General features: G+C 67.4%; 16 protein-coding genes and 1 tRNA gene. 10 read left to right on the top strand and 7 right to left on the bottom strand.

All coding sequences use genetic code 11. From position 1 onward, the window contains the following. Positions 1-33 precede the first annotated feature (33 nt). On the bottom strand, positions 34-1923 hold the full coding sequence (locus DVK03_RS01815; RefSeq protein ID WP_233506006.1) for a PAS domain S-box protein: 1890 nt from the start codon (positions 1921-1923) through the stop codon (positions 34-36). Positions 1924-2030: 107 nt separating this feature from the next. On the opposite strand from DVK03_RS01815, the gene DVK03_RS01810 reads away from it, so the two are divergent. Beyond that, the gene (locus DVK03_RS01810; RefSeq protein ID WP_013035304.1) at positions 2031-3026 is read left to right on the top strand and encodes a radical SAM protein; all 996 of its coding nucleotides are present in this window, start codon (positions 2031-2033) and stop codon (positions 3024-3026) included. Positions 3027-3074: 48 nt separating this feature from the next. On the opposite strand, the gene DVK03_RS01805 is transcribed toward DVK03_RS01810, so the two are convergent. Then, entirely contained in the window at positions 3075-3761 is a 687-nt protein-coding gene (locus DVK03_RS01805; RefSeq protein ID WP_115802096.1) for a hypothetical protein, read from the bottom strand. Between the two features lie 90 nt (positions 3762-3851). Between DVK03_RS01805 and DVK03_RS01800 the strand changes: the two genes are divergently transcribed. The 3 genes from DVK03_RS01800 to DVK03_RS01790 all read left to right on the top strand — a co-directional run bounded on the left by DVK03_RS01800 (position 3852) and on the right by DVK03_RS01790 (position 5802). Next, positions 3852-4334 (top strand): TRAM domain-containing protein, encoded by a 483-nt coding sequence (locus DVK03_RS01800; protein ID WP_004065411.1) that lies wholly within the window; start codon positions 3852-3854, stop codon positions 4332-4334. A 76-nt stretch (positions 4335-4410) separates the two neighbouring features. Further along, positions 4411-4905 (top strand): Tfx family DNA-binding protein, encoded by a 495-nt coding sequence (locus DVK03_RS01795; RefSeq protein WP_004044626.1) that lies wholly within the window; start codon positions 4411-4413, stop codon positions 4903-4905. A gap of 111 nt (positions 4906-5016) precedes the next feature. Continuing rightward, on the top strand, positions 5017-5802 hold the full coding sequence (locus DVK03_RS01790; protein ID WP_115802095.1) for an SDR family oxidoreductase: 786 nt from the start codon (positions 5017-5019) through the stop codon (positions 5800-5802). Between the two features lie 13 nt (positions 5803-5815). Here the strand turns inward: DVK03_RS01790 and DVK03_RS01785 are convergent, their stop codons facing one another. The 3 genes from DVK03_RS01785 to DVK03_RS01775 all read right to left on the bottom strand — a co-directional run bounded on the left by DVK03_RS01785 (position 5816) and on the right by DVK03_RS01775 (position 7857). Next, on the bottom strand, positions 5816-6463 hold the full coding sequence (locus tag DVK03_RS01785; protein WP_004044628.1) for a hypothetical protein: 648 nt from the start codon (positions 6461-6463) through the stop codon (positions 5816-5818). Positions 6464-6504: 41 nt separating this feature from the next. Then, a complete protein-coding gene (locus tag DVK03_RS01780; RefSeq protein ID WP_115802094.1) occupies positions 6505-7509 on the bottom strand; it encodes a mannose-1-phosphate guanylyltransferase in 1005 nt (334 codons plus the stop codon). Between the two features lie 66 nt (positions 7510-7575). Further along, positions 7576-7857, bottom strand: a complete 282-nt coding sequence (locus DVK03_RS01775) for a hypothetical protein (RefSeq protein ID WP_115802093.1) — start codon at positions 7855-7857, stop codon at positions 7576-7578. 168 nt (positions 7858-8025) lie between these two features. Here DVK03_RS01775 and DVK03_RS01770 point away from each other — a divergent pair, with 168 nt between their 5' ends. From DVK03_RS01770 to DVK03_RS01760, 3 genes are all read left to right on the top strand, one after another. Then, positions 8026-8961, top strand: a complete 936-nt coding sequence (locus DVK03_RS01770; RefSeq protein ID WP_004065425.1) for a hypothetical protein — start codon at positions 8026-8028, stop codon at positions 8959-8961. Next, entirely contained in the window at positions 8962-9552 is a 591-nt protein-coding gene (locus DVK03_RS01765) for an RPA family protein (RefSeq protein ID WP_008606062.1), read from the top strand. 164 nt (positions 9553-9716) lie between these two features. Further along, positions 9717-10130 carry a ribbon-helix-helix protein, CopG family gene (locus tag DVK03_RS01760; protein ID WP_004044633.1) on the top strand — a complete coding sequence of 138 codons (414 nt, stop codon included), beginning with the start codon at positions 9717-9719 and terminating at the stop codon, positions 10128-10130. Between the two features lie 39 nt (positions 10131-10169). On the opposite strand, the gene DVK03_RS01755 is transcribed toward DVK03_RS01760, so the two are convergent. Then, positions 10170-10631: a DUF5814 domain-containing protein gene (locus DVK03_RS01755; RefSeq protein ID WP_004065429.1), complete on the bottom strand. Its 462-nt coding sequence runs from the start codon at positions 10629-10631 to the stop codon at positions 10170-10172. A gap of 150 nt (positions 10632-10781) precedes the next feature. On the opposite strand from DVK03_RS01755, the gene DVK03_RS01750 reads away from it, so the two are divergent. Both DVK03_RS01750 and DVK03_RS01745 read left to right on the top strand, forming a co-directional pair. Beyond that, positions 10782-10854 (top strand) — tRNA-His (locus tag DVK03_RS01750). 577 nt (positions 10855-11431) lie between these two features. Next, positions 11432-12214, top strand: coding sequence for a molybdopterin-binding protein (locus DVK03_RS01745; RefSeq protein WP_115802092.1), 783 nt, complete (start codon positions 11432-11434; stop codon positions 12212-12214). Positions 12215-12229: 15 nt separating this feature from the next. Here DVK03_RS01745 and DVK03_RS01740 read toward each other — a convergent pair whose 3' ends face one another. Next, positions 12230-13402, bottom strand: a complete 1173-nt coding sequence (locus DVK03_RS01740) for a M50 family metallopeptidase (protein ID WP_004065436.1) — start codon at positions 13400-13402, stop codon at positions 12230-12232. A gap of 87 nt (positions 13403-13489) precedes the next feature. Here DVK03_RS01740 and DVK03_RS01735 point away from each other — a divergent pair, with 87 nt between their 5' ends. Next, positions 13490-13879, top strand: a complete 390-nt coding sequence (locus DVK03_RS01735) for a cupin domain-containing protein (RefSeq protein ID WP_115802091.1) — start codon at positions 13490-13492, stop codon at positions 13877-13879. Positions 13880-14003: the final 124 nt, after the last annotated feature.

Genomic DNA, 14003 nt, shown 5'->3' with positions numbered 1-14003 from the left:
GCGCGGTCGCGACCCGCCCGTGAGCCGCGGCGCTCACTCCGCCGCGCCGGCCTCGCCGACGGGGTCGAAAAGCACCTCGAAGCGCGCGCCGGCCGCGCCGTCGACGACCCGAACCGCCCAGCCGTGGGAGTCGGCGATCTGCCGGACGATGCCGAGTCCGAGGCCGTTTCCGTCGCCGTCTTTGGTCGAAAAGCCGGCGTCGAAGACGCGGTCGCGAATCGACGCCGGGATGCCGGGCCCGTTGTCCTCGACGAAAAAGCCGCGGCGCGACGGAAGCGCGCCGACGCGAATCACGAGGCCCGTCGGCTCGTCGCCGCGGTCGGCCGCGCCGGCGCGGCCGTTTCGAGCGTGCTGAAGCGCGTTCCGAAACAGGTTCTCGAAGAGGCGCGTCGTCCGGCTCTCGTCGGCTTCGACCACCGGAAGCTCGCCGATTTCACAGCGGACGTGGTCGGCGTTCGACGAGCACATCTCCCAGCCGGTGGCCGCGGCGTCGGCCAGCGAGACCTCCGTCGCGTCGAGGACGGAGCGCTCGTCGCGGGCGAGAGACAGCACGTCTTCGACCACGTCGGTGATGCGTCGGTGGGCGCGCTCGACGTGGTCGAGGTGGCTGTCGTCGTCGAGTTCGCGTGCGAGTTCGAGCCGGCCCTGTGCGACCGCCAGCGGGCCGCGGATGTCGTGCGAGAGGACGCGGGCGAAGGCGTCGAGCCGGGCGTTCTGCTGGGCGAGTTCGCGCTCGTGGCTGATGCGTTCCGTGAGGTCGGAAATCACGCCGAGGATGTTCGTCACGTCGCCGTTCTCACCGAGGAGCGGGACCGCGCGGGCGGTGGCCCAGTGGATACGCTCGCTCCCCTCGGGAACGAATCGGAACTCGTACTCGTACTGGTCGTCGACGGCACCGTCTCGGATGTCGACGAACATCTCGTCGATAGCCCGCGTCAGTTGGTCTCGGTCGTCGACGTGGATGAGGTCGAGGAACGAGTTCGGGTCATCGTAGAGAAGCGACACGTCGCGTCCCCAGACGCTCTCGAACTGGTCGTTGATGTAGACGATGTCGAACTCGGTGGGCTCCGAGATGAACACCATATCCGGGAGCGACGAGATGATTTGGCTGGTGAGACGCTCGGACCGTCTGAGGAGTCGTTCGGACTCCAGTCGGGCCGTGACGTCCATCGCGGTCCCGACGACGACCGGCTCGCCGTCGACCGTCGTCCGCTGACCGGTGATTTCCAGCGCGGTCAGCTCGTCGGCGTAATCACGGACGCGAACGGTGTACGACATCGATTCGACGCTGCCGTGGGACCTGTTTCGAAGGCTCTCTTCGACGATGGCGCGGTCTTCTTCGACGACGAACTCGGTGATGGGTCGGCCGACCACCTCGTCCGTGTCGTAGCCGAGCAAGTTCGAGAGATACTCGTTGACGAACGCGACCCGGCCGTCGCGTATCACGTACAGGCCGACGAGCGACTGCTCGGCGACGACGCGGAGCCACGCGTGCAGTTCGTCGAGTTCGGTCGACTGGCGGGCCGCGGCGACCGCCTTCGAGATGCGGTGGGCGAGCACCGCGATTTGAGCGTCGGTCGGTCGCTTGTCGACCACGTCGGCGACGCCGGCGGCGACCGCCTCGCGGACCGTCTCCTCGGAGTCGAGCCGGGTGAACAGAATCACGGGCGGCGGGTTCGGCAGCTCGCGGACGCGAAGGAGCGCGTCGAGACCGCCGGTGCCGTCGAATTCGAACTCGGTGACGATACAGTCGAACGGCGACTCGGCGTGCGCGTCGACCGCCGCGGTCGGCGCGTCGACCGCCGCGACATCGAGGCGGTCACAGCCGCTGAGCGCCGACATCGTGTCCGCGGCGGACTCGGTGTCGTCGACGAGGAGCACCCGTACCGGGCCCTCAGCACGAACGACGGAACCGAGAGACATGGCGTGTTGTCAGTCACAGACAATAATAATCGTACCGGCGAGCGGGAGGTGCTCCGGGCGAAGTCGGACGCCTTTTGACGATGCACCAAGTATGGTTCCGTAATCGAATGATCTCGAAGGGATGCGAACAGTGCGCCATGGGCGGGAAGATGGTGCTGTTCGTCTACGGGTACTGCGACCAGCGCGATTGTTTCTACTGCCCGCTCGGCGAGAATCGCAAGAACGTCACCGACGTGTACGCCAACGAGCGGAAAGTCGAGTCCGACGCCGACGTCATCGAGGAGGCGAAACGCATGGACGCGCTCGGGTCGTCCATCACCGGCGGCGAACCGCAGGAGGCGCTCGACAAGACCTGCCGATACATCTCGCTTCTCAAAGACGAGTTCGGTGAGGACCACCACATCCACCTCTATACGGGAATCACTGGCGGCCGCGAGAACATGCGCCGCCTCGCTGAGGCCGGCCTCGACGAGATTCGGTTCCACCCGCCGCTCGAACTCTGGGGCGACATGCACGGCACCGAATGGGAAGATATCCTCTACATCGCCCGCGAGGAGGGCCTCACCCCGGCGTTCGAGATTCCGGGCATCCGCGCGGAACCGGAGTTCCTCGACTTCCTCGACGAGGGGGCCGCGGAGTTCTGCAACATCAACGAGTTCGAGATGTCCGACGGGAACTACCGCCGGATGCAGGAGAAGGGCTACGAACTGCAAGACGGCCACATGTCGGCGGTCGACGGCTCGAAGGAGGCCATCCTCGACGAGATGGGCGACCACGAGCGCGTCTACTTCTGTACCTCCGTGTTCAAGGACGCCGCCCAGCACAGAAATCGCCTGAAGCGCATGGCCCGCAACCTCCGTCGCCCCTTCGACGAGGTGACGGACGACGGCACGCTCGTCTACGGCAAGACCTACACCCCCGCCGAGCGCTTCATCGAACTCGGCGTCCCCGACGAGTTTTACAGCATCAAGTCGAACCACGTCGAGGTCGCGTGGTGGCTCCTCGAAGAGATGATCGAAGACGGCGACGTCGACGACGGCGAAATCGTCGAGCAGTACCCGACCTACGATGGCACGGTGGTCGAGCGGACGCCGCTGGCCTGAGTTCGGCGTTCTTTTTGGTCCAGATTTTTGCGGCGGTTCACACGCCTGTCACGACCGAAAGCGGTGTGCCCGCCCCCGGTTTCTCGCGAGCGCGACGGACAGACTCGGCGTGAGCGCCGCGGCGACAGCCGCGGCCGTGGTCGGCCCGAGAGGGAGACCCGTCGCGACGCCGGCGGCCGCGACCGCGACGCCGACGAACACGCCCGCGGCGATGCCGGCGCGCTGTTGGCGGTGTGTCGGCCTGAATCCGCGGGCGTCGGCGTAGAGCGCGCCCGAGAGTCCGAGGACAAATCCGAGGAGCGCGCTGGTCGTCCCGAGACGCGGGGCAAGCGCGAGGAACGCCGCGCCGACGACCGCACAGCAGGCGAGCGACTGGACCGGCGACAGCGGGTTCACGTCCGCGCCGAACCGGACCGCGTAGGCGACGGGCGGAAGCGACACCACGACGGCGGCGAACACGCCGTCGAGCGGTTCGACCGTCGCGCGTTCGAGGACGGCGGCCGCCGCGGTCAGGAGGCCGATGGCTACGCCGAGGCCGAGGACGACCCGCGGCGGCAGCGCCTCAGAGGGGTCTTCGGACCGGAGGACGCCGAAGGCGGCGAAGGGGTAACAGACGGCGGCACCGAACAGGAGCGGGCGAAACAGCGCGCCCGAGAGAACCGCCGCGGAGACGGTCGCAGAGAGGCCGAGGAAGACGCCGATAAGGAGTGCGAACTCGGGGACGCGTTCTGCCATACCGCGGGGTTCGAGCGCGCGAGGGAAAGCGTTTCGGCGGGCGACGGGGTACCCGCAAGCGTTTAGAGTGCCCCTAGTGTACCTCCCCGCATGTCCGACTGTCCACTCGCGGACGACTGCCCGAGCTTCTCAGAACGAATCGCGGGCATGGGGTGCCAGTACTACGGCGACCGCGGCGGCGCGGAGTGGTGCGACCACTACGAGCGCCCCATCTCCGAGCTCAAACAGCAGCCCGTCAAGCCGGGGGAGGAGGTCATCGTCACCGTCGAGGACATCCACGAGAGCGGTGCCGGCGTCGGGCGGACCGAAGACGGCTTCATCGTCTTCGTGGACGGGCTCCTGCCGGACGCGCGCGCCATCGTCCGCATCGACCGGGTGAAGGGGAGTCACGCCCGCGCGAAGAAAGTCGTCGAGCGCCTGCCGCTCGACCCCGAAGCCGAGGGGGACGAGGCGGGAGAGACGAGCGGGGCGGGCGAGTCAACCGGCGCGGACGCCAAATCGAAGGGAAGCGGTCGCGACGGTCCGAAGCGCCCCGAGGCGCTCGGCAGCCGAGACAACTTCTGGGGCGAGTAACGCCGAGTCGGCGGCGGCGTCCCGTGGACAGTCAGCCTGCTGTATCTTTTTTCACCCCCGAGACCTACCCCGAGGTATGAGCGACGCCGGACGCGACGACGAGACGGTCCCCGACGTAGACCAACTGCTCGACAGGGCGGGGTTCGACCCGGAGACGAGCGTCCTCACGCGACGGCAGGCGGAGGTGCTCGCGCTGCGCGAGCGTGGGGTCCGCCAGTCGACTATCGCCGACTTCCTCGGCACCTCGCGCGCGAACGTCTCCAGCATCGAAGCCAGCGCCCGCGCCAACGTCGAGAAGGCCCGCGAGACGGTGACGTTCGTGGACGCGCTCACCGCGCCGGTCCGCGTCGAGGTCCCGACCGGAAGCGACCTCTACGACGTGCCCAAGCAGGTGTACGACGCCTGCGACGAGGCGGGCGTGAAGGTGAACCAGACCGCGCCGGACCTGATGAAAATCGTCTCCGACGCCGCCGGCGACGCGGTGGAGGGACGGGAAATCAAAGAACAGCTGTTCGTCGGCGTCACGAGCGACGGCCGGGTTCGCGTCCGCCGGCACGCCGACGGCGTCTGAGCCCGTACAGCGCGCAGCCGACCGCACCGACCCGCCGTTCTGACGGCCCGATTCGCCACACGTCGTGCCGCGAGGCCCACGCTTTTGCTCGCGGCGGTCGTCGCCCCGGACATGGAACTCGGACTCGACGGCGACACGGTCGTCGTCACGGCGAGTTCGGCCGGTCTCGGGCGCGCGAGCGCCGCGGCGCTGGCCGACGAAGGAGCGAACGTCGTCGTCTGCGGGCGCGACCCCGAGCGCCTCGCGGCGACCGAATCGGAGCTTGGCGACCTCGACGGCGACGTGCTCGGCGTCGAGACCGACATCACGAACAAGGGAGACGTGGAGGCGCTAGTCGAGGCTGCCGTCGAGGAGTTCGGCGGCGTCGACCACGTCGTCACCTCGGCCGGCGGCGTGCCGCCGGGCGGCTTCGCTGACCTGACCGAACAGGAGTGGTACGGCGCGTTCGACATGCTCGTCATGAGCGCCGTCTGGACCGTGCGGGCGGCGCGGCCGCACCTCGAAGCGAGCGACGCGGGGACGATTACCTGCATCACCTCCACGTCGGTCAAGGAGGTCATCGACGACCTCATCCTCTCGAACGCGGTCCGCCGCGGCGTCATCGGCCTCGTGAAGTCGCTGTCGCGCGAACTCGCGCCGGGCGTGCGGGTGAACGCGGTCCTGCCGGGCGCACACGAGACGAGTCGCATCGAGGAACTGGTCGAGGCGGCCGTCGAGCGCGGCGACCACGACACGTACGAAGAAGGCCTCGACTCGTGGTCCGACGGGATTCCGCTGGGCCGCGTCGGTGACCCGCGCGAACTCGGCGACGTGGTCGCGTTCCTCGCCAGCGACCGCGCGAGCTTCGTCACCGGGGCGTGTGTCCCGGTCGACGGCGGGCGGCTGCGGAGCGCCTGAGCCGCCCCGCCGGTCACGGCGCAATTTTTGAGGGAGACACCGACGCCGCCACGCCCCGGTGGACCCGCGACCTGAGCGCGAGGTGCGAGAGTCCCACGAGGAGCAGGCCGGCGAAGTACACGAGAAGCGCCGCGCCGACGAGGTCGGCGTTTAGGTCGATGCCGACGACCGACGGAACGGTGCCGCCGTAGCGCTCCCACGCCACGGGGCGCGTCGAAATGACGGCGAAACAGCCGTACGCGACGACGCCGAGCGCGAGCTGAAACAGGTGCGGAACGTCGGCCAGCGCGAGCCATCGTCCCCTCCCGCGCTCGTCGCCGAAGACGCCGCCGCGGACGCGTTCGTGTCTGAACGGGGAGTCCGACGACCCCGCGAGCGCCGCCTCGATGACGGCGAGATGCTTCGCCACGAAGAGCATCTGGTTGTGAGTGAGAATCACCTCGACGAACACGAGACCGATGAGAATCGGAACCATCCCGAGATACACGAGGTGGCCGGCGTAGAGCGCGTAGCCGATGACGGCGGCGATGGCGGCCATCAGCCCCTGAATCCGCCTGCTCTGTTGGTCGATGAGGTCCTGTTTTTCGCTCTGGAGACACTCGTACTGCGTCAGTAACTGCTCGACGCGCTGTCGTCGGTTCGGGAGGTGCCTGTCGCCCATACTGTCAATCAGGCTGAACTACGCGACGAAGAACCGTTCGGTCAGAACATCTCTTTCCGATTCAGCCGCGACACCACCTCGCGAACTTTCTGCGCCTCCCCTTTCGGGACGACGAGCACCCGGTCGTCCCACGCGACGACCGCGAGGTCGGAGACGCCGACGAGCGAGACGGTCGCGCCGTCGGTGGCGACGACGTTGTCCGCGGCGTCGACGAACACCGGGTCGTCCCCGAGCGCGACGTTGCCGTTCTCGTCGGCGTCGACGACGCGTTCGAAGGCGTCCCACGAGCCGAGGTCGTCCCACTCGAAATCGGCCGGGACGACCGCCGCGTCGGCGGCGCGCTCCATCACCGCGTAGTCGATGCTGACGGCCTCGACCGCCGCGAAGCCGGCGTCCGCGTCGCCGTCGTCGAGGGCGTCGAGGAGGGGGGAAAGCGGCGAGTCGCGCGCGGCGGAAAACAGCGCTTCGGGCGTCCACGCGAACATCCCGGCGTTCCAGAGGTAGCCCTGGTCGACGTAGCGGGCGGCCGTCTCGGCGTCCGGTTTCTCGTGGAACGCAGCGAGGTCGCGGGCGTCGCCGCGGTCCGCGCCGGGTTCGATGTAGCCGTAGCCGGTCTCCGGGCGAGTGGGTTCGACGCCGAAGGCGACGAGGGAGTCGGTGTCGGCGGCGACGCGCGCCCCGCTGGTCATCGCCTCGGCGAAGCCGTCGCCGACGTGGTGGTCGCTCGGGAGGACGACCACGACCGGGTCGTCGTACGATGCGGCGATGCGGTGGGTCGCGTAGACGAGCGCCGGGCCGGTGTCCTTGGCCGCGGGCTCGACCACGACCTCGGCGTCGGGCGCGTGGTCAGCGATGTCGTCGGCGAACGCGGGACGCGTCGAGACGACGACGTGGTCGGCGAAGTCGGCGCGGGCGACGGTCTCCGCGAGCAGCGAGCGGTCGCCGCCGAGCGGGAGGAACTGCTTGGGCCGGTCGCTCCGGCTCGCGGGGTACAGGCGGGTGCCGGTGCCGCCGGCGAGGACGAGCGCGACGAGTGGGCGGTCCATACGGGCCGGTGGTGCCACAGCCTCAAAACCGTACCACGTCGCGGTCGGCTCGCTCCCCCGCGTCGCCTACCACGTCTCGACCATCCCCTCGCGGATGTCCTCGACGCAGCCCTGGCAGTCGGGGTGGTCGGGGTCGAAGCAGGCGGGCCGGCCCTCCCCGTCGACGGCGACGGCGCGGCGCTCGGCGTGGCGGCGACAGACGAGCTTCGCGCGGCCCTCGGCGTCCCGCGGGAGCGAGTTCGCCGGGGCCGAGTCACGACCGTCTCGGTAGGCGCGCTTGGCCTCCTCGTAGCGCTTGCCGGCCGAGCGGGCGGCGCTGCGGATGATGCTTTCGAGGCGGTCGTCCATGGTGTCGAATGCGTCCCCGTGGCTATCAATTCCTCGCTCGGTGCGACGGTTCCGGCGCGCTCTCCGGCGTGACGTTTACTTTCACTCCGGCTCAGACATTTTTATATGAATACGCATCCAACCTCGATATGCCTCCCAATGGAAACCAAGGTGGAGGCGAGGTAGACCATGACTGATTTGCGAACCCATGCGGCTGAGATAGCCGACCAGTTCTCGGACCACTTAGACGTGTCCGCGGACGAAGTCGAAGAACGATTAGAGAGCCTCGTCAGCGAGTACCGCGTCCCCGTCGACGAAGCGCGGCGGAGCGTCGTCAACAGTTACCTCGACGAGGCCGGCATCGAGCGCGACGAGCTCGCCGGCGGCGCCGGCGGGAACGAACAGACCCTGCTCAACGACATCGACCAAGACGAGCAGTGGGTCGACGTCCGCGCGAAGGTCGTCGAACTCTGGGAACCCCGGAGCGAGTCCGTCGCGCAGGTCGGCCTGCTCGGCGACGACTCCGGGCGGATGAAGTTCATCGCCTTCACCACGTCCGAACTCCCCGAACTCGAAGAGGGGAAGTCGTACGCGCTCGGCAACGTCGTCACCGACGAGTACCAGGGCAACTTCTCCGTGAAGCTCAACCGGACGACGAGCATCACCGAACTCGACGAGGAAATCGAAGTCGGCGACGACTCGACCAGCGTCGAGGGCGCGCTCGTGGACATCCAGTCCGGAAGCGGCCTCATCAAGCGCTGTCCCGAGGAGGGCTGTACGCGCGTCCTCCAGAACGGGCGCTGTTCCGAACACGGCAGCGTCGAAGGCGAGTTCGACCTCCGAATCAAGGCCGTCGTCGACGACGGCGACGAGGTCCACGAAGTCATCTTCAACAGAGAGATGACGGAGGAGCTGACCGGTATCGAACTGGACGAGGCGAAGCAGATGGCCATGGACGCCCTCGACACCACCATCGTCGAAGAGGAGATGCGCGGTGACCTCGTGGGGTTCTACTACCGCGTCACCGGCCCGACGCTGGGCCGGTACGTGCTCGCCAACGAAGTCGAGCGGCTGCGCGAGCCGGCGGACGCAGAAGAACTGCTCATCAAAGCGAGGTCGATGTAAATGAGTTCCAACGAAATCCCCACCCGAGAGGTCGCCCGGCGCGTCTTCGCACAGGAGTTCAACGACGCTGGTTACACGTTCAAAGAGTCGGACGACGAGCGCGCGCCCGTCTATCTGCTGCTCCCGACGGGAGAGAGCGCGAACCGCGTCTTCCTCGTCGGCACGCTGACCGAGAAGGAAGACGTCGGCGAGGACAACGAGTACTGGCGCGGTCGCATCGTCGACCCGACGGGGACGTTCTTCGTCTACGCCGGCCAGTATCAGCCCGAGGCCGCCAGCGCGCTGCGCGACCTCGACGCGCCCGCCTACGTCGCGGTCGTCGGCAAGCCGCGGACCTACGAGACCGACGACGGCAGCATCAACGTCTCCGTCCGCCCCGAGTCCATCACCGAGGTCGACGCGGCCACGCGCGACCGCTGGGTGACGGAGACCGCGGACAAGACGCTCGACCGCATCGCGGCGTTCGACGACGAGGGCGACGAGTACGCGCGGATGGCCCGCGAGCACTACGACCTCGACCCCGACGAGTACAAGCGCGCCGCCATCGCCGCGCTCGAAAGCCTCGAACAGGCCGACGAACTGAGCGCGTAAGCGGGCGTCTCGCTCCGTTTCGTGCGCGTCGGCCTGAACGCCGACCGAACACAACCGACGGCCGAGTTCCACCGTCACACGCCCCTTTTTGCGACGAATTACGACGCCCGGGACCCCTCGTCTGACGAACCATTAAGTGGCCTCACCACGGACCGACCAATATCATGGGCAACAAGAACAAGACCATCTCGTTTCGCGTCAACGAGGACGCGTTCGAGACCCTTCGGGAGATAGCCGAGGAGCGGGACATCTCCCTGTCCGCCGTCTTCCGCGACTACGTGGACACGTTAGTTGCCCACGACGGTCAGGTGCAGGTCGTCCCCAAACACGAACTCGAAAAGCTGCGCGAGGGCGAAGACGAGTCGTTCCCGCCGACCGTGGAGGTTCCCAAGAGCTTCATCCGCGAGCACGAACGCCTCGAACTGGAGGCCGAACACCTCCGCGAGCAACTCGAAGAGCACAAAGGCTACGTGAACTACCTGCGCGAGCAGGTCGAAAACGACCACGACGACGTGGAGGAGGTCATCCAACTGGAAGACCTCGATACGGGCGACGAGCCGTCGTTCCGCCTCGGCTAAGCGCCGTCGTCTCCGCCGCGGCGTCCGCGCCCACCGATTTCAGCGAGGACCGACGAGGTCCTGCTTCGCCCGCCGCGCCTCGTCCTGCATCTCTCTGTCTCCTTCCACGTCCGCGAGCGCCTCGACCGATTCGAGCGTCCGGACCGAGTCGTCGAGGAACGAAAGCACGTCGCCGGGGTAGGCGTACACCATGTAGTCGTCGCTCATCACGTCCACGATGGCGTCGGGGCCGAGGCCCTGCGCGCGGAGTTCCAGCAGGTACTCGATGAACTGGCGCTCGGGGTAGCCGGTGTAGATGTCGTCCGAATTCTCGCAGTCGAGGAAGTCCTGCGCGAAGTCGAGCAGGCGGTCGCGGGTGGCGTCGTCCACCTTGGCGAGGCCCTCGCCGGAGTAGAGGATTTCGAGGGTCGCACCGCTGAAGACGCGCTTGGGGATGTTCGTATCCAGTTGCGAGACGATTTGGCGGTGGTTTTTGAGATAGATCTTGTCGGTGATAGCCACTGCTACCCGGGAGTTCGGGCCACCGCGGCAAAAGCGTCCCGCTCGCCGGCGCGGAGTGGTCGATGGGGGCGACCTCTGTTACGTACTGTCATTCCGGGACCGTAGCGTAACGTATTTTAGTCGTAGCGAATTAGGAAAGATTGTAACGTGTCCGGGTTGGGGTAGTGGACTATCCTTCAGCCTTGTGGAGGCTGAGACGCGGGTTCAATTCTCGCACCTGGACCTTCTTCACATTCTCACTCTTTCGAGCGTGTGCTCGCGCCAGCGAGCACCGCGAGTACCATGGAGAATGTGCGAAGTCGAACCGAGAGAATTGAACCGGGGAGCGATGCGAACGGAGTGAGCAGAGCGACCGGGGTTCACGCGAGTGAAACGAGCGTGAATACGTGAGGCGGAGCCTCACGGCGTTCAATTCTCGCACCTGGACCTCTAATCTCGAACGACGAGGGCCGCAATCGAGACGTGAGCGCCGCGACGCCCCACCAGACCCAAGTGCGTCACACACTAACATTCGTCGTGGGATGAGCACCCAACTCCGCGCGGACGACTCGGTGTTCGACCGCATCCGCGACGCGATACGCAACCGCGGCGACCCGGAGGACAACGAAGACCCAGTCGGCCCAACGGTTCCGACGGGCTAATCGGTCGGTCCACGAGGTCGTCGTCGGTCCACCTCGCTTTTCGGCGCTCGAACTGTCGGGCGCGACCAGTTACGAAGCGGCGGTATGGCCGTCGTCGACAACGCGAAGGGAACGCCGGAAACGGGCAGGTCTTTCGTCTGGAAGTACTAGCACTCGGCCATGCAAATCGCCATCCTCACCGTCGGCAACGAACTGCTCGCGGGAGACATCGAGAACACGAACGCGACGTGGTTAGCCCGGCGGCTCACCGAGGGTGGGGCGACGGTGGCGCGGATTCAGACGGTTCCCGACGACCACGGGGTCATCGCCGAGACGGTCGCTGACTGGGCGGCCGTCTTCGACGCGGTCCTCGTCACGGGCGGCCTCGGCGGGACGCCGGACGACATCACGATGGAGGCCGTCGCCGCCGGTCTCGACCGGGCGTTCGTCGTCAACGAGGAGGCCGCGGCGCAGGTCGAATCGACCATCGCGGCGATTCTCGAACGTCGGCCGGACATCGACTTCGACCTCGAACCGGAGTGGTACGCCTCGATGCCCGCCGACGCCGAGGTGCTCCCGAACGAGGAGGGGCTCGCGCCCGGCTGTCGGGCGGGGAACGTCTACGTCCTTCCGGGCATCCCCACGGAGATGAAGCCGATGTTCGAGTCCATCGACGAGCGGTTCGCCGGCGACGTTCGGTCGCGAGTGGTCTACGCCGACGCGCCGGAGGGGGCCGTCGCCCGCGAACTCGGGGAGGTCACAGAGCGCTTCGGCGTGGGCGTCGGGAGCTATCCCAACAGCGGCGGGCCGACGCGAGTCAAACTCACCGGCGGCGACCCGGCGGCGCTCGACGAGGCGATGGCGTGGTTCCGGGCGAACGCGACGGTCGACCTCTACGAGAGCGAAGCCGCGGTCGAGGCGGCGCGCGAGGAGATATCGGGGAGTGACGCCCCCGAGAACTGAGCGTCAGTCGGGGAATCAGCGAAGCTGTGCGAGGCCGGCGTCGGAGCGGGGCATGGCGTCGAGCGACCCGCGACTGCGGATGATGTTGAAGGCGGTGACGAGGTCCGACCGGGAGACGAGGCCGACGAGTTCGCCCGCCTCGTCGACGACCGGGAGGCGGCCCACGCCGCGTTCCTGCATGAGGGCGATGGCGTCCATCGCGTCGGCGTCGGGGGTGATGGTCGCCAGTTCGTCGCTCATGATGTCGTCGACGCGGAAGGCGTCGCGCTCGACTTCCTTGACGCCGCGGGCGTCGTCGAGGGTGACCATGCCGACGAGGTCGCCGTTTCTGAGCACCGGGTAGCCCGTGTGGCGCTCGACGAACATGCGTTCGAGAAGCTCCGCGACGGAGGTCTTCTCATCGACCACGTCGAGGTTCTCGCGGCCGGTCATGATGTCGCGGACGACCACGTCCTGGAACGTCGCCTTGAGGACGGTCTGTTGGGCCTCGCCGGACGCCCCCATGTAGATGAAGAAGGCGAGCGCGACGAGAAACAGGTTGAAAAAGAGGCCGAACAGGCCGAGCAGGAACGCGAACACCTTGCCGACCTCGGCGGCCATCTGCGTCGCTTTTGCGTGCGGGCGGTTCCGCGCGAGAAGCGCCCGGAGGACGCGCCCGCCGTCCATCGGGAAGCCGGGGAGCATGTTGAACACGGCGAGAGAAACGTTCACCAGCGCGAGGTAGCCGAGGACGAACTGCGCGGGGGCCTGCGACTCGGGGAGCAACAGGAAGCCGGCGTAGGAGACGACGCCGATGGCGACCGAGACGACCGGGCCGGCGACGGCGATGGTGAACTCCTGTTTCCAGTCCTCGGGTATCTCCTTGAACCGGGCGACGCCGCCGAAGAGCCAGAGCGTGATGGACTCGATTTCGTAGCCGTAGCGCATGGCGACGAGCGAGTGGCCGAACTCGTGGAGCAGGACGCCGGCGAACAACCCGATGGCGGCCGCGCTCCCGAGCACCCACTGCATCGACCCCGCGGAGATGGCCGCGCCGTCGATGGTCGAGCCGAAGAGGTCGTTGACGATGGCCGCGAGATTCGTCACGTCCGAGCCGATGAGCCACGCGAAAAGCGGGAGAACGATGAGGAACGTGAGGTCCAACTTTATCGGGATACCGAAGACGCTACCGATGCGGATTCCTCGCATACCCGTAGGTAGCCGCGGAGGGGCCTTAAGCAGTCAGGGCGGAGAGACGGGGAAATGCTTACGCGGGCGGGCAATCGACGGGGAGATATGAGCGATTCCCGACCGGAGCCGGTGGTCAAGCGGAGCGCGGACATCGAGTACGAGGCGGTCGGCGCGGCCGACGGGATGTCGAAGGGCGTCCTCGTCTCCGAGGCCGACGGCGCGCCGAACTTCGCCATCCGGCGGTTCGTCCTCGACCCCGGCGCGTCGGTCCCGAAACACACGAACGAGGTCGAACACGAACAGTACGTCCTCTCGGGACGCTACGTCGTCGGCATCGGCGACGAGGAGTACGAGGTCGAAGCCGGGGACTTGCTTCTGATTCCCGCCGGCGTCGTCCACTGGTATCGAAACGAGTCCGACGAGGAGGGGGCGTTCCTCTGTGCGGTCCCCAACGGCGACGACGCCATCGAACTCGCCGCCGACGCCGACGCCTGAGCGCGGTTGCCGTCAGTGGCCGTCGGTTGCCCTCGGGGGTCGGGGCTCGAAGACACGGTACGAAGGCGTGTGCGGGTCGCTATCGAATCTGAGCGGTCGCAGGCGAATCGCTGAAATACCACGT

The organism is Haloferax sp. Atlit-109R, from assembly GCF_003665865.1.
In the GTDB taxonomy this organism is placed as follows: Archaea; Halobacteriota; Halobacteria; order Halobacteriales; family Haloferacaceae; genus Haloferax; species Haloferax volcanii.
This window is presented reverse-complemented; position numbering and strand designations above follow the sequence as displayed.